Source organism: Duganella sp. BJB476 (assembly GCF_003416895.1).
GTDB lineage: Bacteria > Pseudomonadota > Gammaproteobacteria > Burkholderiales > Burkholderiaceae_D > Rugamonas.
Window position 1 is genome coordinate 239,410 of the sequence record NZ_QVIO01000002.1, and the last position, 23,861, is coordinate 263,270.

The 23,861-nt window shown below is 65.7% G+C and carries 17 protein-coding genes; 7 read left to right on the forward strand and 10 right to left on the reverse strand.

The window, feature by feature from the left end:
* Window positions 1-29: 29 nt before the first annotated feature.
* Entirely contained in the window at window positions 30-1,478 is a 1,449-nt protein-coding gene (locus tag D0T21_RS10555) for a PLP-dependent aminotransferase family protein (protein WP_116989880.1), read from the forward strand.
* Here D0T21_RS10555 and D0T21_RS10560 read toward each other — a convergent pair.
* Complete coding sequence (locus D0T21_RS10560; protein WP_116989879.1) at window positions 1,471-2,391, reverse strand: bestrophin family protein; 921 nt, start codon at window positions 2,389-2,391, stop codon at window positions 1,471-1,473. The two genes, D0T21_RS10555 and D0T21_RS10560, sit on opposite strands and share 8 nt — an antisense overlap.
* Before the next feature lie 4 nt (window positions 2,392-2,395).
* Window positions 2,396-4,747, reverse strand: coding sequence for an FdhF/YdeP family oxidoreductase (locus D0T21_RS10565; protein ID WP_116989878.1), 2,352 nt, complete (start codon window positions 4,745-4,747; stop codon window positions 2,396-2,398).
* Between the two features lie 142 nt (window positions 4,748-4,889).
* On the opposite strand from D0T21_RS10565, the gene D0T21_RS10570 reads away from it, so the two are divergent.
* The 3 genes from D0T21_RS10570 (at window position 4,890) to D0T21_RS10580 (ending at window position 11,393) form a co-directional block, all read left to right on the forward strand.
* Window positions 4,890-9,350 carry a DEAD/DEAH box helicase gene (locus tag D0T21_RS10570; protein ID WP_116989877.1) on the forward strand — a complete coding sequence of 1,487 codons (4,461 nt, stop codon included), beginning with the start codon at window positions 4,890-4,892 and terminating at the stop codon, window positions 9,348-9,350.
* Entirely contained in the window at window positions 9,347-10,759 is a 1,413-nt protein-coding gene (locus tag D0T21_RS10575) for an MFS transporter (RefSeq protein WP_116989876.1), read from the forward strand. The genes D0T21_RS10570 and D0T21_RS10575 overlap by 4 nt, the downstream gene beginning before the upstream one ends.
* Window positions 10,760-10,826: 67 nt before the next feature.
* Complete coding sequence (locus D0T21_RS10580) at window positions 10,827-11,393, forward strand: carboxymuconolactone decarboxylase family protein (RefSeq protein ID WP_116989875.1); 567 nt, start codon at window positions 10,827-10,829, stop codon at window positions 11,391-11,393.
* 32 nt (window positions 11,394-11,425) lie between these two features.
* Here the strand turns inward: D0T21_RS10580 and D0T21_RS10585 are convergent, their stop codons facing one another.
* On the reverse strand, window positions 11,426-12,373 hold the full coding sequence (locus D0T21_RS10585; RefSeq protein ID WP_116994398.1) for a PD40 domain-containing protein: 948 nt from the start codon (window positions 12,371-12,373) through the stop codon (window positions 11,426-11,428).
* Window positions 12,374-12,532: 159 nt separating this feature from the next.
* On the opposite strand from D0T21_RS10585, the gene D0T21_RS10590 reads away from it, so the two are divergent.
* Entirely contained in the window at window positions 12,533-12,745 is a 213-nt protein-coding gene (locus D0T21_RS10590) for a ParD-like family protein (protein WP_116989873.1), read from the forward strand.
* The gene (gene map / locus D0T21_RS10595; protein WP_116989872.1) at window positions 12,742-13,509 is read left to right on the forward strand and encodes a type I methionyl aminopeptidase; all 768 of its coding nucleotides are present in this window, start codon (window positions 12,742-12,744) and stop codon (window positions 13,507-13,509) included. The genes D0T21_RS10590 and map overlap by 4 nt, the downstream gene beginning before the upstream one ends.
* Window positions 13,510-13,512: 3 nt before the next feature.
* Here the strand turns inward: map and D0T21_RS10600 are convergent, their stop codons facing one another.
* The 7 genes from D0T21_RS10600 to D0T21_RS10630 all read right to left on the reverse strand — a co-directional run bounded on the left by D0T21_RS10600 (window position 13,513) and on the right by D0T21_RS10630 (window position 22,354).
* Window positions 13,513-14,844, reverse strand: a complete 1,332-nt coding sequence (locus D0T21_RS10600) for a sigma-54 dependent transcriptional regulator (RefSeq protein WP_116989871.1) — start codon at window positions 14,842-14,844, stop codon at window positions 13,513-13,515.
* Window positions 14,841-16,715 carry an ATP-binding protein gene (locus D0T21_RS10605; RefSeq protein WP_116989870.1) on the reverse strand — a complete coding sequence of 625 codons (1,875 nt, stop codon included), beginning with the start codon at window positions 16,713-16,715 and terminating at the stop codon, window positions 14,841-14,843. The genes D0T21_RS10600 and D0T21_RS10605 overlap by 4 nt, the downstream gene beginning before the upstream one ends.
* A gap of 38 nt (window positions 16,716-16,753) precedes the next feature.
* Window positions 16,754-17,746: a porin gene (locus tag D0T21_RS10610; RefSeq protein ID WP_116989869.1), complete on the reverse strand. Its 993-nt coding sequence runs from the start codon at window positions 17,744-17,746 to the stop codon at window positions 16,754-16,756.
* A 24-nt stretch (window positions 17,747-17,770) separates the two neighbouring features.
* On the reverse strand, window positions 17,771-19,042 hold the full coding sequence (locus D0T21_RS10615) for a dicarboxylate/amino acid:cation symporter (protein WP_116989868.1): 1,272 nt from the start codon (window positions 19,040-19,042) through the stop codon (window positions 17,771-17,773).
* Window positions 19,043-19,269: 227 nt separating this feature from the next.
* On the reverse strand, window positions 19,270-20,325 hold the full coding sequence (locus tag D0T21_RS10620; protein WP_116989867.1) for a DUF5694 domain-containing protein: 1,056 nt from the start codon (window positions 20,323-20,325) through the stop codon (window positions 19,270-19,272).
* Window positions 20,313-21,701 (reverse strand): HAMP domain-containing sensor histidine kinase, encoded by a 1,389-nt coding sequence (locus D0T21_RS10625; RefSeq protein ID WP_147328088.1) that lies wholly within the window; start codon window positions 21,699-21,701, stop codon window positions 20,313-20,315. The genes D0T21_RS10620 and D0T21_RS10625 overlap by 13 nt, the downstream gene beginning before the upstream one ends.
* Complete coding sequence (locus D0T21_RS10630; RefSeq protein WP_116989865.1) at window positions 21,698-22,354, reverse strand: response regulator transcription factor; 657 nt, start codon at window positions 22,352-22,354, stop codon at window positions 21,698-21,700. The genes D0T21_RS10625 and D0T21_RS10630 overlap by 4 nt, the downstream gene beginning before the upstream one ends.
* Window positions 22,355-22,441: 87 nt before the next feature.
* On the opposite strand from D0T21_RS10630, the gene D0T21_RS10635 reads away from it, so the two are divergent.
* Window positions 22,442-23,857 carry an efflux transporter outer membrane subunit gene (locus D0T21_RS10635; protein WP_158567993.1) on the forward strand — a complete coding sequence of 472 codons (1,416 nt, stop codon included), beginning with the start codon at window positions 22,442-22,444 and terminating at the stop codon, window positions 23,855-23,857.
* Window positions 23,858-23,861 lie beyond the last annotated feature (4 nt).

Below are 23,861 nucleotides of genomic sequence, written 5' to 3' on the forward strand. Positions count from 1 at the left end.
CGCGCGCGGATTCCGTTACGCTGCCACCTATGAAAACCGCGAAACTCTACGAAACGCTGGCCGACGCCATCGCCGGCCAGGTCGCACAAGGCGTGCTGCGCGAAGGCGAACGCATACCGTCGGTGCGCCAGACCGCCCAGCACCACCAGTTGAGCATCTCAACGGTGATCCGCGCCTTCCTGCTGCTGGAGAGCCGTGGCGTCATTGAAGCGCGGCCGCAGTCCGGCTATTTTGTGCGCCGCCGGCCCGATGGCGCCGCGCGGGTCAACGCCTCGCCAGGTCCCTTGTCGCCGTCCGACCTGGCGCGCGCGCCGGCGCTCGATACCAGCACGCTGGTGCTGACGACGCTGCGCTCCATCGACCAAGGCAGCATTCCGCTCGGCTCGCCCTTCCCCGACCCGACACCCTTCCCGTGGGCGCGGCTGAACTACCACGCCGGCGTCATCTCCCGGCGCGGCGGCCAGAATCAACTGCTGTCCGACCTGCCGCCCGGGAATCCCGAACTGATACGCCAGATCGCCCGCCGCCATCTCGAGAACGGCCTGACCGTGGACGCGGCCGAAATCATCATCACCACCGGCGCTACCGAGGCGATCAACCTGTGCCTGCAAGCGGTGGCCCAGCCGGGCGACCTGGTGGCGGTGGAGTCGCCGACCTACTACGCGCTGCTGCAGGCGCTGGAACGCATGGGCATGCGGGTGCTGGAGATCGTCACCGATGCTGTACACGGCATCGACGTCGAGGCGCTGGAACGCGCCATCGTCGAGCAAGGCGTCAAGGCCTGCATCCTGATGCCGAACTTCCAGAACCCGCTGGGCTTCCTGATGAACGATGAGCGCAAGCGCGCGCTGGTGGAGATGCTGGCGCGGCACAACGTGCCGGCGATCGAGAACGATGTCTATCACGAGCTGTATTACGGCGACAGCCATCCCAGCTCCCTGAAGCAGTACGACACGCGCGGCCTGGTCCTGCACTGCAATTCGTTCTCCAAGAGCCTGGACACCGGCCACCGCATCGGCTGGACGCTGCCCGGCCGCTACCGCGCGCAGGTCGAAAAGCTCAAGTTCCTCAACTCGCTCAACACCGCCGCGCTGCCGCAACTGGCCATCGCCGAATACCTGAAGAACGACGGCTACGACTACCATCTGCGCAAACTGCGCAAGGCCTACGCGCAGCAGGCCAGCATCATGTCCGCCGCCGTGCTGCGTTTTTTCCCGCCGGAGACCAGCGTATCGCAACCAGCCGGCGGCTATCTGCTGTGGGTGACCATGCCGCCCGCGGTACGCGCGCTGGAGCTGTATGCCAGGGCGCAGGAGCGCGGCATCAGCGTCGGCGCCGGTAATATGTTCGCCACCGGCGACGCCTACCAGCATTGCATCCGCCTGAACTACAGCTATCCCTGGAATGCCGAGGTGGAGGCGGCGGTACGGATGCTGGGCCAACTGGCCGCCGAACTGACCGCACCGCGCCTCAGTTGATGTTGTAGCGCGCGCAGGGCGCCAACTGCTCGGGCTTGGCCAGGCCGCACTGCTCCAGCAACGATCGTTCGATATTGCGCGTCATCGCGTGCAGCGCCAGACAGTTCGGGGCCGTGCCGAAGGGTTCGGAAATCTCCTGGGCGATCGCCTCCAGCGCGAACAGCGTGTAGGCGACAAACACGGAAATCAGCGGCGTGGCGAGGCCGATGGCGTCCACCAGGCCGAAAGGCAGCAGGAAGCAGTACAGGTAGACGGTGCGGTGCACCAGCACGCCGTAGGGATAGGGTATCGGCGTATTGCGGATACGTTCGCAGCCGCCGACTGCCGCCGCCAGTTCGCCAACTTGCGCGTCCAGCATCCACAGCATCTGTTCCGGCCCCTGCCCCCGGCGGGCGGCGCTCGCCAGCATCAGGCGCAGGCGGTCCAGCAGCGCCACGGGGATGTAGTCCAAGCCGCCCAGCTGCACCATATCCTCCTCGTTCAGATAGCGCGCCAGGTCCGGCTTGGGATCGGTGCCGCGCAGCTGATGCGTCAACGCGTAGACGAAGGCGATCAGGCGCCGCACGAACAGCTCGCGGGCGAAGCCCTCGTCCTCTTGCGGAAGGTAGCTGAGCGCCTGCGATGTCAACGAACGCGCCGCGATCAGGATGTGACCCCAGATCTGCCGCGCCTCGACAAAGCGCGCGTAGGCGGCGTTATTGCGAAAGCCGAGGAAGATCGCCAGGCTGACGCCGACCAGCGGAAACGGCGCCGTATCCAGCGGAATCTTGACGCCGTCGATGCGGCCGCCGGTCGCCACCGCCAATGAGCTGATCGCCAGCATCAGCAGCAACTGCGGGATGATGGACTTGAGCACCGAGCCATCCCAGACGAACAGCATGCGCAGCCAGCTACCGGTTGGACGAACGATCATGACCTCACCTCCCGCCGTTGGCCGGCATGGCGCCCGGCGACAGCAGCACCGGGATCGATTTCGAGGTCGGCGTGCCGGCGCCGTCGGCCACGCTGGACAGCGGCACCAACGGATTGGTCTCCGGATAGTAGGCGCCGATGCAGCCGCGCGGGATGTCGTAGGCCACCAGCATGAAACCGTCGGCGCGACGCTCGACATCGTCGTCCCACACGCTCTGCACGTCGACCCAGTCGCCGGCCTTCATGCCCAGCATATCGATATCGGCCTGGTTGATGAAGATCACCCGGCGCATGCCGAACACGCCGCGATAACGGTCGTCCAGCGCGTAGATGGTGGTGTTGTACTGGTCGTGCGAACGGGTGGTCATCATCACCAGCAGGCGCTGGCCTTGGCGGATGCGGGCGCGCGCGATCGGCGTATCGCGCTCGACCTGGTGCGGCACAAACTGCGCCTTGCCGCTGGCGGTGTTCCATTCGCGCTCGCGCGAGGCCACCTTCAGGTGGAAGCCGCCCGGCACCGCAATCCGCGCATTGTAATCGTAGAAATCGTCGAACACCAGCTCGATATCGTCGCGGATGCGCGCGTAGTCGTCACGGTAGGCCGGCCATGCCAGCGCATGCCGTCCACGCCCCGCACCGCTGCCCAGCGTGGCCTCCGCCATATGCGAGACAATGGCGATCTCCGACAGCAACGCCTCCGACGCCGGCTTGTTGATGCCATACGAGATATGCACCATGCTCATCGAATCCTCCACAGTGACGCCTTGCGGCACGCCGTTCTGCACGTCGATCTCCGTGCGGCCCAGCGTCGGCAGGATCAACGCCTGGCGGCCATGGATCAGGTGACTGCGATTGAGCTTGGTGGCGACATGCACCGTCAACTCGCAGGACCGCAGGGCCTTGAAGGTCAGCGGCGTATCCGGCGTGGCGACGGCGAAATTACCACCCAGGCCGACGAAGACCTTGACCTTCCCTTCCGCCATCGCCGCGATGGTGGCTACCACGTCGTAACCGTGATGACGCGGTGGCTCGAAGTCGAAAACCTCGCGCATGCGGTCCAGGAAAGCCTCGGTCGGCCGTTCCTCGATGCCCACCGTGCGGTCGCCCTGTACGTTGGAGTGGCCGCGCACCGGGCATAGACCGGCGCCAGGGCGGCCGATATTGCCGCGCATGAGCATCAGATTGGACAGCATCTGTATCGTCGGCACCGAGTTCTTATGCTGCGTCAGGCCCATGCCCCAAGTGGCGATCACCCGTTCGCCTTGGATGTAGACCTGGGCCAGCTTTTCGATCTCCGCGCGCGGCACGCCGGATTCCTCGATCAGCAGCGGCCAGCTCTCCTTGCGCAAATCCCGCGCGAACTCGTCGAAGCCTGCGGTGTGCTGGGCGATGAAGTCCACGTCCAGCAAACGCCTGGCGCCATGCAGCAGCGCGTGGTCATCCAACTCCAGCAGGCGCTTGGCCAATGCCTTGATCAGCGCGAAGTCGCCGCCCAGGCGCGGCTGGATGAACATCGAACTGATGGGGGTACTGGACATGGTCAGCATCTCGACCGGGTGCTGCGGACTGGTGAAGCGTTCCAATCCCCGTTCACGCAGCGGATTGATCGACACGATGGTGGCGCCGCGCCGCGCGCATTCGCGCAGCTCGCCCAGCATGCGCGGATGATTGGTGGCGGGGTTCTGGCCGAAGATCAGCAGCGTATCCGCGTGTTCGAAATCGTCCAGCGTCACCGTGCCCTTGCCGATGCCGACGGTGCCTGGCAGGCCGCGACTGGTCGCCTCGTGGCACATATTGGAGCAATCGGGGAAGTTGTTGGTGCCGTAGGCGCGCGCGAACAGCTGATACAGGAAGGCCGCCTCGTTGCTGGCCCGGCCCGAGGTGTAGAACGCCGCCTGGTCCGGGTGATCCAGCGCATTGAGCTCGCGCGCCACCAGCGCGAACGCCTCCGGCCACGATACCGGCACGTAGCGGTCGCTGGGCGCGTCGTAGCGCATCGGCGCGGTGAGGCGGCCGTGCTGCTCCAGTTCATAGTCGGATTGTTCCAGCAGCTCGGCGACGGCGTGGCGGGCGAAGAAGTCGTCGGTCACACGCTTGCTGGTCGATTCCGCCGCCACCGCCTTGACGCCGTTTTCGCAGAACTCGAAGGTGGATCCGTGCTCGCGATCCGGCCAGGCGCAGCCCGGACAATCGAAGCCGTCCGGCTGGTTCTGCGCGAACAGCGACTTGTAATTGACGCCGCTGACGCGCTCCTTGAGCAGGTTGAGCGCCACATACTTCAAGGCGCCCCAGCCGGCGGCCGGATGGGTGTAGGGTTCGATCTTGCCCGCGGGGGCGGCTGGTTTGTTGTCATCCATGGCGATGGTGCTCCTAAAGTCGTCAGGTAGAGCATAATTGCCGCCGCCCCTTCCATATGAGTACAGATCGCATCGTCGCCGGGAAGTACAGTCATCGCCGGCGGCGATTGACTTCCAACGCGACATCCCCAACTATAGCGGGATGCGCAAACCGCCCACCGCCGCCGACCTGTGGCAAGACTTCCACCCCGCCGTGGCGGCATGGTTTCGCTCGGCCTTCGCCTCTGAGACGGAGGCGCAGCGGCGCGCCTGGCCGCTGATCCGGAGCGGTCGGCCGACGCTGGTCGCCGCGCCCACCGGCTCTGGCAAGACCCTGACCGCCTTCCTGGCCGCCATCGACGCGCTGGTGGCCGAAAGCGCCGGCGCTCCGCTGCCCGACGAACTGCGGGTGCTGTACGTGTCGCCATTGAAGGCGCTGTCCAACGATATCCGCCTCAATTTGCTGGCACCGCTGGAAGGCATCAGCCGCGAGCTGGCCGCCATGGGACTGGCCGACCACGGCATCCGCAGCGCCGTGCGCACCGGCGACACGACCCAGACCGAACGCAACGCCATGCGCCGCCGCGCGCCGCACATCCTGGTGTCGACGCCTGAATCGCTGTACGTGCTGCTCGGTTCAGACAGCGGCCGCGCCATGCTGTCGACCGTGCGCACGGTGATCGTCGATGAGATCCATGCGGTGGCCGGCAGCAAGCGTGGCAGCCACCTGGCCCTAAGCCTGGAGCGACTCGACGCCTTGTGCGCGCAGCCGCCGGTGCGGGTAGGCCTGTCAGCCACGCAGAAACCACTGTCGCTGGTGGCGCAGTTCCTGGTCGGCGCCGGCGGCGATTGTGCGGTAGTCGATGTCGGCCACGTGCGCGCGCGCGACCTGGGCCTGGAACTGCCGCCGGTGCCGCTGGAGGCGGTCATGGCCAACGAGGTATGGGAGCGCGTCTACGACCGACTGGCGGAGCTGTCGGTGCTGCACAAGACCACGCTGGTGTTCGTCAACACGCGGCGCATGGCCGAGCGCATGGCGCGCCACCTGGGCGAGCGGCTCGGCGCGGAACTGGTGGCGGCGCACCACGGCAGCCTGGCCAAGGAATACCGACTCGATGCCGAACAGCGCCTCAAGCGCGGCGAGCTGCGCATACTGATCGCCACCGCCTCGCTGGAGCTGGGCATCGATATCGGCGACGTCGATCTGGTGTGCCAGATCGGCTCACCGAGGAATATCGCCTCGTTGCTGCAACGGGTCGGTCGCTCGGGCCACCAGGTAGGGGGCCTGCCCAAGGGCCGATTATTCCCCAACTCGCGCGATGACCTGATCGAATGCGCGGCGCTGCTGGACTGCGTGCGCCGCGATGAGCTGGACCTGCTGCATATTCCATCCGCGCCGCTGGACGTGCTGGCGCAGCAGATCGTCGCCGAAGTGGCCTGCCGCGAATGGCGCGAGGACGAGTTGTTCGACATGGTGCGCCGCGCCTCGCCATATGCTCAACTGGAACGCGGCAGCTACGACGCCGTGATCCGCATGCTGTCCGAAGGCTACACCGGCCGTAACGGCGTGCGCGGCGCCTACCTGCACCGCGACATGGTGGCCGGCGCGCTGCGCGGACGGCGTGGCGGCAAGCTGACCGCCGTCACCTCCGGCGGCACCATACCGGATAACGCCGACTACACGGTGGTGCTGGAACCGCAGGGCCAGATGGTCGGCACGGTGCACGAAGACTTCGCCGTCGAAAGCCTGGCCGGCGACGTCTTCCAACTCGGGAATACGTCGTACCGCATCCAGCGCGTCGAAGCGGGCAAGGTGCGGGTCGAGGATGCGCATGGCGCGGCGCCCAACATCCCCTTCTGGCTGGGCGAGGCGCCGGGCCGCAGCGACGAGCTGTCGATGGGCGTGGCGCGCCTGCGCGGCGAGGTCGAACGGCAGCTGGCAGCGGCCCCGGACGGCGCGGCCGCCATCGAACGCGCCATCGACTGGCTGTTCGAGCATCTCGGCCTGGCCGAAGACGCCGCGCGCCAGATCGTCGAATACCTGGCCCGTTCGCGCGCCGCGCTGGGCGCCCTGCCCACCCGCGACACGCTGGTGATGGAGCGCTTCTTCGACGAATCGGGCGGCATGCAGCTGGTGCTGCACTCGCCCTACGGCAGCCGCATCAACCGCGCCTGGGGGCTGGCGCTACGCAAGCGCTTCTGCCGCAGCTTCAACTTCGAATTGCAGGCAGCGGCCACCGAGGACGCCATCGTGCTGTCGCTGTCGACCGCGCACAGCTTCCCGCTGGACGAGGTGTGGCGCTACCTGCGCTCGGCCACCGCCGAGCACATACTAATCCAGGCGCTGCTCGACGCGCCGCTATTCAACGTGCGGTGGCGCTGGAACGCCACCACCGCGCTGGCCCTGCCGCGCTATGCCGGCGGCCGTAAAGTCGCGCCGCAACTGCAGCGCATGAAGAGCGATGACCTGCTGGCCTCCGTCTTCCCCGACCAGGCGGCGTGCCTGGAAAACATCGTCGGCGAACGTGAGCTGCCCAGCCATCCCCTGGTCGACCAGACGCTGGACGACTGCCTGCACGAGGCCATGGACTGCGAAGGTTGGCTGGCCCTGCTGCGCCGCATGGAAGCAGGCGAAGTGACGCTAATCGCGCGCGACCTGCCGGCGCCTTCGCCGCTGGCGATGGAGATCCTCAACGCCCGCCCCTACACCTTCCTCGACGACGCGCCGCTGGAGGAGCGCCGCACGCAGGCCGTCATCAACCGGCGCTGGACTGATCCCGCCTCCACCGACGACCTGGGCGCGCTCGATTCCGGCGCCATCGCCAGCGTGGCGGAAGAAGCCTGGCCGAGCGTGCGCAATGCCGACGAGATGCACGAGGCCTTGATGTCGCTGGCCTGCATCACGCAAACGGAGGCGTCTTCCAACGATGGCTGGACAGGATGGCTGGACGCGCTGGCCGCCGGCGGACGCGCGACGCGCCTGCGCGGCGATGCAACGACGGCAAGCGGCATCGACTTCTGGGTACCGCTGGAACGCCTGGCCTGCGTGCAGGCGGCCTATCCGCAGGCCCTGTCTACGCCGCCGTTGTCCGCGCCGCCCGCAGACAGCGACAACGAATGGACCGCCGACACCGCGCTGGTCGAAATCCTGCGCGCGCGGCTGAGCGGCTTCGGCCCGCAGCCGGTGGCCGCCATCGCCGGCACGCTGGGCCTGACGGTCAGCAGCGCCACCATCGCCCTCACCCAACTGGAAGGCGAAGGCTATGTGATGCGCGGCCGCTTCACTCCCGGCGCCAAAACGGAAGAATGGTGCGAACGGCATCTGCTGGCGCGCATCCACCGCTACACCATCAAGAGCCTGCGGCGCGAGATCGAACCGGTGGAGCGCCAGGACTTCATGCGCTTCCTGTTCGACTGGCAGCACCTGTCGCCGGACACCCAGCTGCAAGGCGAGGAATCGCTGCCGCTGCTGCTGGCCCAGCTGGAAGGCTACGAAGCCGGCGCCGGTGCGTGGGAAAGCGACCTGCTGTCGCTGCGCATGCAGGACTACTCGAAATCCTGGCTCGATGACCTGTGCCGCAACGGCAAACTGGTTTGGACGCGCATCGGCGCACCGCCCAGCGCCGCCGGAGGGCCGGTGCGCAACACGCCGCTGGTGCTGCTGCCGCGCCGTCAACTGGGCTTATGGCACGCGCTGCCGGCAGTGGCCGGCGAGATCGAAGTATCGCCGCGCGCCGCCCGTGTACTCGAAGCGTTGCGGCGCGACGGCGCCATGTTCTTCGACGAGTTGTCACACGATGCGCGCCTGCTGCCGGTGGAACTGGAAAACACGCTGGGTGAACTGGTGGCGACGGGGCTGGTCAACGCCGACAGCTTTGCCGGCCTGCGCGCCATGCTGCTGCCCGCGAACAAGCGCGCCAGCAACGACAAGCGCCGCCACCGTGGCGCAGGCGCCGCACCGTCCATGGAGGAAGCGGGACGCTGGGCGCTGGTGCGGCGCGGCGACGGCGTGACGATCCGCGAGCGCGCCAGCGAGATCGCCGCAGCTATCGAAGGAATCAACGGCGGCGACCGCGCTACGCCAAGCGCGCCCTCGCCCGCCGACGACAAAACCATCGGCAAGGCCGTCGCCACCCGAGCCGCGCCGCCGGCTCGCAAACCGCGCACCGATCCCGACACGCTGGAGCACATCGCCATGACGCTGCTGCGCCGCTATGGCGTGATGTTCTGGCGACTGTTGGAACGCGAGGCTGCATGGATGCCTTCATGGCGCGAGCTGCTGCCGGTCTACCACCGTCTCGAAGCGCGCGGCGAGATACGCGGCGGCCGCTTCATCGCCGGCCTGTCGGGCGAGCAGTTCGCCCTGCCCGAAGCCATCCCGCTGCTGCGCGACGTGCGTCGCCGCAAGCACGATGGCGGCCTGGTATGCGTCTCAGGCATCGACCCGCTCAACCTGTGCGGCACACTGCTGCCCGGCGACAAAGTACCCGCGCTGGCCGGCAATCGCCTGCTGTTCCGCGACGGACTGCCGGTGGCGACCATGGTGGCCGGGAAATTCAACTATCTGTACCAACCTTCCGCCGGCGAGCGGGAAGCGCTGCACAGCGCGCTGGTGCACACATGAACACCAGCGCGCAGACAGGCTGCGACAAAGCCATCGCGCTGGCGGCCCCGCCATGCCCGCAAACGCGAACCGTCGACCATCCGCGCATGGTGCTGGCCACCACCATCCTCGCCTCCAGCCTGGCCTTCATCGATGGTTCGGTGGTCAATGTCGGGCTGCCCGCCATCGGCCGCAGCCTGGGCACGGACGGCTCCGGGCTGTCGTGGGTAGTGAACGGTTACCTGCTGCCGCTCAGTGCCCTGCTGCTGTTGGGCGGCGCGGCCGGCGACCGATTCGGCAAGCGCCTGCTGCTCCTGATCGGCGTGGCCGTGTTCGCGCTGGCGTCACTGCTGTGCGCCTTTGCGCCGTCGCTGCCGCTGCTGGTGGCGGGGCGCATCCTGCAAGGCGTGGGCGCGGCGCTGCTGATGCCCAACAGCCTTGCCATCCTCGGCACCCACTTTGAAGGCGAGGCGCGCGGACGGGCGATCGGCATCTGGGCGGCGGTGGGCGCGGCGGCCGGTGCGCTCGGCCCTCTGCTGGGCGGCTGGCTGATCGACATCATCGGCTGGCGCGCGATCTTCTTCATCAACCTGCCGCTGGCTGCGGCGGCGCTGTACCTGGGCCTGCGCTACCTGCGCGACGAAAACGGTGCGGCGCCGGTCGCGCTGGACCTGCCCGGAGCCGCGCTGGCCAGCCTGGGGCTTGCAGGCCTGACGTGGGGTTTGACGGTGGCCTCCGGCGCCAAAAGCCTGGACTGGCAGCCGCTGCTCACCATCGCCGGCGGCGTGCTGGCCTTGGTCGTGTTCCTGCGGGTCGAGCAGCGCGCCGGCGATCAGGCGATGCTGCCGCTGTCGCTGTTCTCCTCGCACAGTTTCAGCGGCCTCAATCTGATGACCTTCCTGCTGTACGGCGCGCTGGGAGCCCTGCTGTTGCTGGTGCCGTTCGTGCTGATCGAATTCGACCACTATTCCGCCAGCATGGCCGGCGCCGCGCTGCTGCCGCTGCCGGTGGTGATCGCACTGGCCTCGTCGACGATGGGCCGCATCGCCGGCAAGATCGGCGCGCGGCTGCCGCTGACGGTTGGTCCCATCGTCGTCGCCGCCGGTTTTCTGCTGTCCATGCGCATCGGCGGCGGCAGCTACTGGACTACCACGCTGCCGGCGATGCTGGTCATCGCCATCGGCATGTCGATCGCGGTGGCGCCGCTGACCACCGCAGTGCTGTCGTCGGTGGACGCGGGCCACAGCGGCGTCGCCTCCGGCTTCAACAGCGCGGTGGCGCGCGCGGGCGGCCTGTTCACCACCGCGCTGCTGGGCATGGTGCTTGGTTCGCACGGCGCGGCGTTACTGGCGTCCTTCCACATTGCCGCACTGGCGTGCGCCATGACGGCCCTGGCCAGCGCCGCTTGCGCCTTTCTCATGGTGCGTTAGCGTACAGAGCGCGCGACGATTCCCTTCTACTCTCTTGATTGACCGTTCAACCAACGAAAGAACCGCCATGCGCCTGCCCCTGATTGCCCCGCAAGACCTGACTCCCGAACAAAAAACCCTGTACGACAATATGCGCAAGGGTATCACCAGCAATTTCAACGACTTCATCGCCGTGCGCGAAGACGGCGCTTTGATGGGCCCCTGGAATCCGTGGCTGCACGAGCCGGGCATCGGCAAGGCGATCTGGGACCTGACGCTGGCCATGACCGCCAACGCCACGCTACCCGACAACGCGCGGCAGATCGCCATCCTGGTGGTGGGCGCCAGCTACAACGCGGCTTACGAAATCTACGCCCACATCGCCGTCGCCGAGCGCGAAGGCATGTCGGCCGAACGCCTGGCCACGCTGGTGGCCGACGTCAAGCCGGTCGATCTGAGCAAGGAAGAAAGCGTGGCCTATGACATGGCCTATGCACTGAGCCGCGGCGGCACGCTGCCGGAACCCTTGTACCGCCTGGCGGTCAGCACCTTCGGCCAGCACGGCGCCAATGAGCTGATCTATCTGGTCGGCCTGTATGCGCTGGTATCGGTCACGCTGAACGGCTTCAACGTGCCGGTGCCAGAACGCGAGTAACAAGCAAAAGACTGCTGTCGACCCGGCACGGCTCATCGATCACAAAGCGTCGAAGGAGTTGCCGGCAAAAACCGCTCGAATGGCACTTCCCAGATATTGTATTTTCCGTTGTCCCACGAGGCTCCAGCCACGCCCGCGCGACGCTCGCTCGAGAAAAATAGCGTTCGATGATCGCGGCTCAGGCGCGGTTCGGCGTCCGAGCCGGCGCTGTTGATGTCTGTGCCCAGGTTCAGTGGCGCGCTCCATTGCCCGCAATTGCGGTAAGCGATGAACAGGTCGATACCTCGCGCGGGAGCTCGGCCGGACCCAAAAACAATAAACGATTCATCGGGTGCGACAGCCGGATCGACGTCGGTGGCTTCCCCGTTGCTAAACGAAAGCGCTTGCGGCGCCTCGTAGCGCCCAGCATTGAATTGAGAGCGGAACAGCTGGAAGCGGCCAGTCTCACGGGACGGGCGCATGAAGTAGAGACTGCCATCGGCGACTATGCTGGGCGCGAACGTCGAGGCGCTGGCGTTGACATCGCCCTCCAGACGCACGGCTTCGCCGGACTCGGCGCCGTGGAGCGCAACCCGCCACAAATTGCCGCCCCCTTCGACTGCCACCTTGTTGTTGAAAAGACCGTCAAGGGGCTTGCCACCGTGTTCAAGCGGGCGGTTGGAGACGAAGATCAGGAAATCGCCTGCAGGCGAGATACTCGGCTCCATATCCCGCCAGCGTCCGGAAAACTGCGCCACCTGCGGCGTCGTCCATCGGCCTTCAACCAGGTGAGAAACCAGAATCGTGGAACTCGTGCCGTCACTGCTGCTAAACCAGACGGTCGTGCCATCGACGCTAAAGGCGGGCGCTGTCTCGTGCGCATCGCGCGAGATGACGCCCGGCGCGAACACGCCGGGCTTGACCGCAACGGCGGCGGCATTCGCGGCAGCGCCTGTTGCTCCGAGCAAGACGAGCAGCGATAGGTACATCAAGGTCTTCATCAAAGCCTTATTTGTAGTTGTCCGGAGTCAGCGTGTACTTTTTGCATTTTATAGTACAGCGTTTGCTTCGGCGTGATCGACCTGACTTCATTTATCCAATTGACCATCGTGCCGAAATGAATATATACTTCGTATACGTTTCGTATATAAGGTGAAAAAATGGGCATTGTGAACATCGACGAAGACCTGCACGACCAGATCCGCAAAGCGAGTGCGGTCGTGTGCAGGTCCATCAACGCGCAGGCGGCCTTCTGGATCAAGATGGGCATGTTGAGCGAAATGAATCCTACGCTGACTTTCAACGAGATCATTGCGCGGGAACTCCGGGCCGCAGGCGTCGAGACCCAGGTTGGCCGTAGTGTGGCGACATGACCAAACGCCCGGAGGAAATCGCGCTGATGGCGGAATCGGGCAAGCTGCTGGCCAGCGTATTCGGCCAGTTGGATCAGTTGAACCTGATCGGCATGTCCACCATGCAGGTCAACGATCTTGTCGACCGTTTCATCGTCAATGAACTGAACGCGCGCCCTGCAAGCAAGGGGCAGTATGGCTACGCCTATGCGCTGAACTCCTCCCCCAACAGCGTGGTGTGCCACGGCGTTCCATCCCAGGGCGATATCTTGCAGAGCGGAGATATCGTGAACTTCGATATCACGTTGGAGAAGAACGGCTTCATCGCCGATTCCAGCAAAACGTATCTGGTCGGCGATGTGTCGTCCCAGGCCAAGCGGCTGGTGCAAGTGACGTATGAAGCCATGTGGATGGGAATCAACGCTGTCCGTCCCGGCGCCAGGCTGGGTGATGTCGGCCATGCGATCCAGCGGCATGCCCGGCGCAGCGGCTATTCGGTCGTCAGGGAATACTGCGGGCACGGCATAGGCCGCGAGATGCACGAACCTCCGCAAGTGCTCCATTGGGGAAAACCAAAAACCGGCCTGGTGCTACAGGAAGGCATGGTGTTCACCATCGAGCCTATGCTTAACCAGGGTGGCCGCGCCGTGCATACCGAAGACGATGGCTGGACAGTCGTTACGACGGACGGAAAATTGTCCGCGCAATTCGAACATACGGTAGCCGTGATACGTAACGGTGTCCAGGTCTTGACGCTGCGCCCCGGCGAAAGATCGTTGAACTAAAGCCTACTTGTAATCGTCCGGCGTCAGCGTGTACTTCTGCATTTTGTAGTACAGCGTTTGCTTCGGCACGCCCAGCGCGGTGCTCACTTCGGTGACGCTGCCGCTGGCCCGGCGCAATTCCTGCTCGATGACGGCGCGCTCGAAGCAGCCCACCTGTTCCGCCAGCGGCAGCGGCGCCATGCTGCGCGCCGACAGCAGGCCGTCGGCGCCGCTCGACAATCCCAGCACGAAGCGCTCGGCGATGTTGCGCAGTTCGCGCACATTGCCCGGCCAGTCGTGCGCCATCAGCGCCTGCATCAGCGGCCCCGGCACCGGCGGCGCGCTGCGCTTGTAGCGCGCGGCTGCGCCCAGCAGGAAGTGCTCGAACAACAGCGGGATGTCCTCGCGCCGCTCGCGCAGCGGCGGCAGGTTCAGCACGATCAGGTTCAGGCGGTAGTACAAATCGCTGCGGAACTTCTGCTGGTCCGACCATTCCTTCAGGTCGACCTTGGCCGCCGCGATCACCCGCACGTCCACCGGCACCGGGCTGTTGGAACCCAGGCGCTCCACATAACGCTCCTGCAGCACGCGCAGCATCTTCACCTGCAGCGCCATCGGCAGGCTTTCGATCTCGTCGAGGAACAGCGAGCCGCCGTCCGCGTGCTCGATCTTGCCGATCTGGCGCTTGCCCGCGCCGGTGAAGGAGCCCGACTCGTGGCCGAACACTTCACTCTCGAAGATGGTCTCGGGGATCGCGCCGCAATTGAGCGCGACGAAATTGCGCTGGTGGCGGCGGCTGAACTGGTGCAGGCAGCGCGCCACCATCTCTTTGCCGGTGCCGGTCTCGCCGTAGATCAGCACATCGGCCGGTTCGTCGGCCAGGTCCAGGATCAGGCGGCGCAGGTCGCGCATCGCGGCCGAATCGCCCAGCAGCGTCGCCTCGATGCCCTCGCCGTGGGCGATGCGGTGGCGCAGCGCGGCCACTTCCAGCACCAGCCGCCTGGTTTCCATCGCGCGCTGCACCACGTCGGTCAGCTGCTCCGACGAATACGGCTTGGCGATGAAGTCGTAGGCGCCGTCGCGCATGGCGCCGACGGCCATGGTGATGTCGCCATGGCCCGTCACCAGCACCACTGGCAGCTGCGCGTCGATGGCTTTGACGGCGGCCATGAATTCCAGGCCGCTCATGCCGGGCAGGCGCACGTCGCTCACCACCACGCCGTCGAAGCCGGGCGTGATCAGGGCCAGCGCCTGTTCGGCGGTGTGGAAGGCTTGCACCTCGATGCCCGCCAGGTCCAGCGCCTGGGCGCTGCCGGCGCGCACGGTGGCGTCGTCTTCGATCAATAATACTTTCATGCTGTCTCCCGCTCCGCAATGGGCAACTCAATGATAAACCGGGCGCCGCCCGCGGTAGTGGATTCGGCCAGTAGCTGGCCGCCAAACTCGCGGATGATCTGCTCGGATATCGCCAGTCCAAGGCCGAGGCCCTGCCCTTGCGGTTTTGTTGTGAAAAATGGTTCGAATAAATGACTGCGGACCGATTCCGGTATGCCCGGCCCCGTGTCCGAGACGGCGATCATCGCTTTGTTGAAACTGCGGGTCACGCTGACGGCCAGCTGGCGCACGTCGCAGCCGGCCATCGCGTCGAGCGCGTTGGTGAACAGGTTGACCAGCACCTGCTCCAGCCGGTTGCTGTCGCACAGCGCGTACACGTCCTGGCTCAGCATCGACATGCGGAAGTTGACCCGCTCCTGCTCCACCCGCCGCTCCACCAAAAACAGCGCGGCGGTGATCGCGGCCGCCACCGGCACCGGCTTGAGGCTGGCGTCGGCCTTGCGGGCGAACTGGCGCAGCTGCCCGGTCAGCGCGCCCATGCGGCCGACCAGTTGCGAGATGGTGGTCAGGTTGTCCTTGGCTTCGTCCAGGCGGCCGCGCTCGATCAGCACGCGGGCGTTGTCGGACATGGTGCGCAGCGCCGTCAGCGGCTGGTTCAGTTCGTGCGTGATGCCGGCCGACATCTGCCCCAGCACCGCCATCTTGCCCGCCTGGACCAGCTCGCTCTGCGCCTGCCGCAGCTTCTGCTCGGCCTGGCGACGCACGACGTTTTCCTCGCTCAGGTTGTGCGTCATCTGCTGCAGGCTGGCGGTGCGCTCGGCCACCATGGTTTCCAGGTGGTCGTAGGCGCGCTGCAAGTCCACGCGCGCACGCTGGCGTTGCCGTCCCAGCCGGCGCCGCTGGCGGGCATACAGCACCAGCATCAGCAGCAGCGCTTCCGACAGCCAGGTGAAGATGAAGGCGTTGCGGGCGCTGGCCTCGGCCGGCGCCAGGTCGGACAGGTAGACGAATTGCCACTTGCGCGGGGCCAGCGAACGGGTCTGGCTCAGCATGCGCGCATGCTCGGCCGGCGACGGCGTGGCGACGATGGTGGCACCGCTGTCGAGCTTGCGCAGTTCGCGCATGCCCAACGGCAGCAAGGCGTGCGAGAAATACTGGCGCGATACTTCCAGCTCCTGCAACACCTCCGGCGCCAGCGGCGCCAGCGTGCGGTACTTCCAGTCCTGCACCGAGCTGAGGAAGACGACCCCGTGCGCGTCGGTCAGCATCACCTTGTCGGCGCCCTGCACCCAGCCGTTTTCCAGCGTCTCGATGTTGACCTTGACGGTGGCCACGCCCAGCATGCGGCCGTTGTGGTAAATGCCGTGCGCGAAGAAATAACCCGGCTCGCCGCGCGTGGTGCCGACGCCGTAGAAACCGCCCGGCGTGCGCCGCAACGCATCGCGCACGTAGGGACGGAAGGCCACGTTGTCGCCGACGAAGCTGTCCGGCTCGCGCCAGTTGCTGGACGCCTGGGTCAGGCCTTGCAGGTTGACGATGTAGATGGTGGTGGAACGGGACAGGCGGTTGACCTGCTCCAGGTAGGCGTTGACCTCGGCGCGCACGGCTTCATCGCCCGGCCGTTGCAGCAGGGCGATGACGTCCTTGTTGAGTTCCAGCGTGCCGGGCAGGAAGTCATATTTGGACAGCAGGTTCTCCAGGCTGACGGCATAGCTGTCGAGCCGCTGCGCACCGGCCAGGCGCAGTTTTTCGGTGGCGGCGTTTTCGGTCCAGCGCCAGGCCAGCACCGCCACCGCGAGGCAGCACAGCAGCACCAGCACCCACGGCGCGACCCGGCGCAGCAACCGGCGGCCCGGCCGCGACGGCAAGTCGGTCTGCGCTGCTGCTGCCATAAACTCCCCTGTTGTTATTGTAGTTTCATCCGCTCACATTAAAACACATGGCGCACGCCGAGGTTGAATCCGGTTGTGCCGGTGCCGGTGTCGGTCGCCGTGCCGACGTGGAAATTGGCGCCGTTGCGGTTGATGATGTGGCCATACGCAGTGTACAGGTCGGTACGCACCGACAGCGGATGCAGATAGCCGATCGCCGCCTGGCGCGAGCGCTGGTGCGCGGCCGAATCGTCGCGATGATCGATGTAGGAAGCCAGGAACTTGCCCGCCCCCGCCGCCACGCTCACGCCCAGCAGCGCATCGCGGCTGGTGACGCCGAGCAGGTCCTGGTTGCGCGAGTAGGCCGCGTGGCCGGTCACGTGGTCGACGCGGTAGCGTCCGGCCAGCATGGTGTAGCGGGTGTGGGCGGTGGCCAGCGCGTTGTCGCGCTGATGGTGCGCCAGTACCAGGCTCAGCGGGCCGTCGTCGTAGCTGGCGGAGCCGCCGATGCTGCGGTTCTTGGCGCTGTCGCCGGCCGTCTCGCCGAAGCCGTACATCACGTCGGCCGAGAAGCCTTTGTAGCGCGGCGTGATGTACTCGACCGAGTTGTCGACCCGGGTGCTCGGGAAGAACACGTTCTGCGCATTGCCCGCGAAGCCGGTCACGAAGGGATCGGCCACATCGCGCAGGGCTTTGTAGTACGGCATGTACTGGCGTCCCATGCTGACCGCGCCGGCCTTGCCGGACAGGCACACATAAGCCTGGCGGCCGAACAGCAGGCCGCCCTGCGCGGCGGCGCCGGTGTCGATGGTGTAGCCGTTTTCCAGCACGAAGCCGGCGGCCATGCCGCCGCCCAGGTCTTCCTTGCCCTTGAAGCCGATGCGCGAGCCGGAGCCGACGCCGCTGCTGACGTTCTGCGTGTTGCCGGCGGCGCCGCCGCGTTCCAGCACCAGGCCGGCGTCAGCAACGCCGTACACGGTCACACTCGATTGCGCTTGCGCGACGGCCGACACCAAACCCAGCGCCAGCGCGCTCATGACATACTTTTGCATCTTTCAATCTCCTCTAATTATTCTTCAAGCCGCGCGCATCGTGGCGACGACAGGTTGTTCCACTTCTTCTTCCAAAGCACCTTCCCACTTGGCGACCACGGCGGTCGCGACAGCGTTGCCGACCGCATTGGTGGCGGAGCGGCCCATGTCCAGGAACTGGTCGATGCCCATCAACAGCAGCAGGCCCGCTTCCGGAATATGGAACTGGTTCAGCGTGGCGGCGATCACCACCAGCGAGGCGCGCGGCACGCCGGCGATGCCCTTGGACGTCACCATCAGCAACAGCAGCATGGTGATCTGGGTGCCCAGCGACAGATCGATGCCGTAAGCCTGGGTGATGAACAGCACGGCGAAGGTGCAGTACATCATCGAGCCGTCCAGGTTGAAGGAATAGCCCATCGGCAGCACGAAACTGGAAATCTTGCGTTGCACACCGAACTGGTCCAGCGCCACCAGCAGTTTTGGATACGCCGCTTCCGAACTGGCGGTCGAGAAAGCCAGCAGGAAAGGTTCGCGGATCAGGGCCATCAGGCGGAACACGCGCTTGCCGATGAAGGCGAAGCCGCCCAGGATCAGCAGCGCCCACAGGCATACCAGGCCGAGATAGAAGCCGCCCATGAATTTGGCGAAGGTGGCCAGGATGCCCAGGCCGTTGGTGGTGATGACCGAGGCCATCGCGGCGAACACGGCCAGCGGGGCCAGGTTCATGATGGCGCCGGTGATGCGCAACATCACCTGCGCCAGCTGGTCGATCACGGCGGTCAGCTTGGCGCCGGCTTCGCCCATGGCGCTCAGCGCGCTGCCGAAGAAGATGGCGAACACCAGCACTTGCAGGATCTCGTTATTGGCCATCGCCTCGATCGGCGACTTCGGCACCATGTGGCTGACGAAGTCCTTCAGCGTGAAGGCCGAGGTTTTCAGGCCGGTGGCGGCGTCGATCGCCGGCAACGGCAGGCCCAGGTGGGAACCCAGCTGCATGAAGTTCGACAGCACCATGCCCAGCGTCAGCGACACCAGCGAAGCGATCACGAACCAGCCCATGGCCTTGATGCCGACCCGGCCGGCCGCCTTGGCGTCGCCCATGTGGGCAATGCCGACCGCCAGCGTGGAGAACACCAGCAGCGAAATGATCATCTTGATCAGACGGAGGAACACGTCGGTGACGATCGAGATGTGGCTGGCGATGTCGGCACTGAGCGCCTTGTCGGGGAAGGTGTAGTGGCAGGCATAGCCGACCAGCACGCCGAGTACCATGGCGATCAGGATGTAGAGTGTTAATGGACGTTTCTTTTTCACTTGGCTTCTCCAGTTTTTGTTGTCATCACCGCTCAGAGCATGCGCCGGCGGGTGTGGGCTACTTAGCAATGGCTGTGCCAGCCTTTAACAAACAAAAATTCGGAAGCAAGTCCTTGATTCTAAATATAATTCATTTTGGAAACATTTGACGGGGCGCGGCAAACATCCCGAAATCCAGACGCTTCGAGAGGGGCTTGTATGGAAAGTTGGACGGCGGTCCCGTCCGTTTACTTCAGCACGCCGATCGTATCGACGATGTCCACGCCAGCCAGTTGCCCCAGCCAGGTGTCGAACCAGGGCTTGTGCGACTCCCCTACGATGGCGAGCACGCGGGCGCCAGGACGCTCACGGAACGCCTCCCGGATGTTGGCAATCATGCGCAAGTTGCGGATTTCCCAGCCGGCCGCCCACATTTGCGAGTAGCCTTCCGGCGATCTGGCGCGCAATTGCATGCCCACATTGGCGTCGGCATCCAGACGCAGCTGTTGGGGGTCGTTGATGTATCGATACAGCGGCAAAAGGTCCGGTTCCTTCTTCAACGCCTGCACCTGCTTTTCCCACGCTGTCCACTGCGGCCCCCTTTGCGCCCAGGCCGCCTTGAGAGACCCGGCGTACGCTTTTCCATCCGCCACATCAATGTTGTCGCCCGTGTGATCGTCGATGGCAACCACTCCGGGCAATCCCAGTCGTGCGGCCAGGCGGGCGGCCACTTGAAAACTCTCTTCTTTGCGGGCAGCCAACGGTCGCAGTATATCGACCAGCGCAGCATTCAAGTGCTCGTCCGCGCGACGCTCGGCATCTGGCAACTGCAACCATTGCACATAGGCCGAGACGTGGTTGCCAGCGGCCAGGTACAGGGCCGCCAGTTGCCGCCTTTGCGCCGCTGTCGGTTGCGCTGGCCAGGTCTTGAGCGTCTGGTCCACTCGCGCGATGGCCGTGGGCAGATCGAGTCCGTTGGCGGCTTTCGCCTTGTCCGTCGGGTCGCAGTTATAAGGAGAACCGAGTTTGTCAGGGTGGCGTGCCATCAAATCGCACGCGAGGCCCGATTCCTGCTCGATCGTGATGATCTGCGGCTTGAAGGCCGCCAGCCGATCCAGCAAGCTGTTCAATGAAGCCGGATTGAAATCATCCGGCATAAAACGCAGATGCACCGTGCCCAGCACGAGCACCTGCGCCCGTGGCCCTGCCATGTCACGATCAAGTGCCTTCAAGTCGATCTGCGCTTGCGCCAATACGGGCAACGCCGCAGCCAGGCCGCAGATCCAGGTTTTCAATTTGCCCACGTTTTCCCCTGCGGTAGTGCGACCGTGAAGCGGCAGCCGCGTCCAGCCAGTCCCACGTCCAGCCGTATCGTGCCGTGCAGCCGTTCGACGGCGCGTGCGACGATAGCCAGTCCTAATCCCGTGCCGACGGTGTCGCTGCCGGCGACGCGGTAAAAACGTTCAAACACCAGCGCGCGTTCCGCCTCGGCGATGCCGGGGCCGTTGTCCGTAACCGACAGCAGCAGCGCACCAGCAGGCGCCGACAGCTCCACCACCACCGCCCCGCCCTCGTGCACATAGCGCAGCGCGTTGGACACCAGATTCTGCACCACGGACTGGAAGGCATGCGTATCCAGCGCGCGAGGCAAGGCGTCCGGCGCCTCCAGCGACAGTTCGATATTGCGTGCCATCGCCGCCGGCGCCACACCGGCCAACTCCTTGCGCAGCAATTGCGCCAGGTCCTGCACCTTTTCTTCGGCCGGGGCGGCGTTGTCGATATGCGCCAGGTCCAGCAGCTGTTGCACCAAATGCGAGGCGCGCGCGATCGCATGTTCGAGCCGTTCGCCGGCGGCGCGCTGCTGCTCCGGACCTTCGGCCATCACCAGCACGTGGGCCTGCGCCGCGATGACGGCCATCGGCGTGCGCATCTCGTGCGCCGCATCCTGCACGAAGGCGCGCTCCCGCTGCATCTTGGTGCGCAGCTGTATCAGCAAGCGGTCGATGGCGGTAGTGACCGGTATCAGTTCGCCGTATTTGGCGTCGACATTCAGCGGTTCCAGGTCGTCCGGGCCGCGCGCCGCGATGGTGTTCGAAAGATGGCGCAAGGGACGCAGCCCCCGCGTGACGGCGAACCAGACCGGGACCAGCACCAATGGACAGGCGATCAGGATGTAGATCGCCATTTCGCCGCTGATACGGGACAGCATCATGGCCTTTTCCCTTTGCTTTTCGCCGATCAGCACCGTCCAGCGTGGCGTATCGCCTCGGTAGACATGCAACAAGCCGCCATGCCAGGGGATATCGATCAGTTGGTTGGGATCGCCACGCAGGTTCGCGTCGCCGGCATTGGGCGAGATATACAGGCGGCGGCCTTGTCTGTCGTTCAGCTGCACGAAGAACTGGTCCGGCACGCCGGTTCGCTTGTAGCTCTCCTGTATCAGGTCGGAATACAGCGAGATGGCAAAACGCGCCTGTTCGGCGTCGGCTATCTTCGCCATCACCGAAAGCAGAATCTCGCCGCGGTTGCGCTGGAATCCGTCGACCTCGCTATTCTTGGTCGACTCCCGATACAGGAACGCCAGCAGCACCAGCCAGACCAGGGCGAAAGCCGCCAGCACGGTCAGGCTCACCCGCCGCATCAAGGTGGGGCGCAGCAGCGCACGCAAGCGCCCTATCACGGCGCCATCATGTAGCCGATGCCGCGCACGGTGCGGATGCGATCGGCGCCGATCTTGCGCCGCAAATTAGAGACATGCACTTCGATGGCGCCAAAATCGACCGCATCGCCCAGCGGTTCGAGCCGCTGCGCCAGCGTGCCCTTGGGGACCACCACACCCGGTTCGCGCGCCAGTTCCAGCATCAAATGATATTCGCGCGGCGACAGCTCCAGCGCCTCGCCACCCAGCCATGCCTGATAGCTGCGTGGTTCGATGCGCAATTCGCCGATTTGCCACACCTGGCTGGCCTGCTTCGCATAGCGGCGCAACACGGCGCGCAGACGCGATACCAGTTCGGCCATGGCGAACGGCTTGATGATGAAGTCGTCGGCGCCGCCGTCGAGTCCCGCCAGGCGGTCGTCCAGCGCGGAGCGGGCCGTGATCATGATAATCGGCAGCGTCACGCCGGCTGCGCGCCAGCGCGCCAGCAGATCCAGGCCGCAGCCGTCCGGCAGGGTGATATCGAGCAGCGCGCAGTCGTAAGCCAGGTCGGCCGCCGTTTGCGGCGCGTCGGCCACCCGGCGCAGCCATTGGCTGCTGATGCCGTCCGCTTTGAGTGCCTGCTGCAGCGAAAAGCCCAGGTCCAGGTCGTCTTCAATGATGAGTATGTGCATGTGTTGATTTTAACAAAACAAATCTTAAGCTAAGCCAAAGGTGAGCTTTCATAGAATGTTTCTTTATTTTAAGGAATGTTCACACGTATGCGACTACCAGCTGTTTTCCGGCCGTTTTGCCTGGCCTGCGGCCTCACCGCTTGTACGGTGGGACCGGTCTACCAGACGCCGTCGCCGGCCGCGCCAGAGCGCTACGCCGCTCCGCTCCCCCTGGCGTCCTCCGGCGTCGCAGCCGACATGGGCTGGTGGGCCAGCTTCGACGATCCGCTGCTGGCCGAGCTGATAGCCGAGGCCCGGCGCGGCAGCCCCGAACTGGATCAGGCCCTGGCCCGCATCGCCCAGGCGCGCGCGCTGGTGGCATCGGCGCGCGGTGGCGCCATGCCGTCGTTGGCGCTGGACGCCAGCAGCTTGCGCGGCAAGGCTGGCGTGGCGCCGGGCATCAGCGTGCTCAGCACCAGCAGCAGTGCGGGCTTGGACGCCAGCTGGGAAATCGATCTGTACGGCGGATTGCGCAAGAGCGCAGACGCGGCGCAGGCGCGGCTCGATGCGCGCGTGGCCGACTGGCATGGCGCACAGGCGTCGCTGGCGGCAGAGGTGGCCAACGCCTACATCGGACAACGCGCCTGCGAGGCCACTGTACTGGTGCTGGCGCAGGATTCGGCATCGCGTGAGCAGACGGCGCGACTGACGGCGCAGAAAATCCAGGCTGGCCTGGGCTCGCAGGCCGACGGCATGCTGATTGACGCCTCCAGCGCGGATGGCCGTCAGCGCCTGGTGGCGCAGCGGGCCGAATGCGACCTGAATATCAAGGCGCTGGTGGCGTTGACCGGTATCGCGGAGGCGCCGCTGCGCAGCCGCCTGGCCGCCGGCGCGGATCATCTTGGCCACGCCTTGCCGAAGCCGGCCGCCTTCACTGTACCGGCCAACGCCCTGACCCAGCGTCCGGACATCGCCGCCGCCGAACGTGAGCTGGCGGCCGCCAGCGCGGACATCAACGTCGCCCAGGCCAACCGCTATCCGCGCCTTAGCCTGTCCGGCAACATCGGCGCGACGGCTCTGAATGGCGTGAGCGGCACGACCGTCGGCTGGTCGTTCGGCCCGTCTCTCAGTCTGCCTCTGTTCGACGGCGGCCGCCGCCGCGCTGGCGTCGAGCAGGCGCGGGCGCGCTTTGACGAGGCCGACGCCACCTATCGGAGCAAGGTACGCGGCGCCGTGCGCGAAATCGAGGAAGCCTTGGTGCGGCTCGACGCAGCCGACCGTCGCGAAACCGATGCCGATGCGGCCGCGCGCGGCTACGAGCGCTATCTGCACGTGAGCGCCGACAAATTCAACGCCGGCAGCGGCGACCTGTTTGAACTGGAAGACGCGCGCCGTACCGCGCTGGCGTCGCGCCAGACCGTGATCGCATTGCGGCGCGAACGCCTGGCCGCCTGGATCGCGCTCTACAAAGCGGTCGGTGGCGGCTGGAGCGATGCCGCCACCACGTCCCCCTCCTCTACCTGAAGCA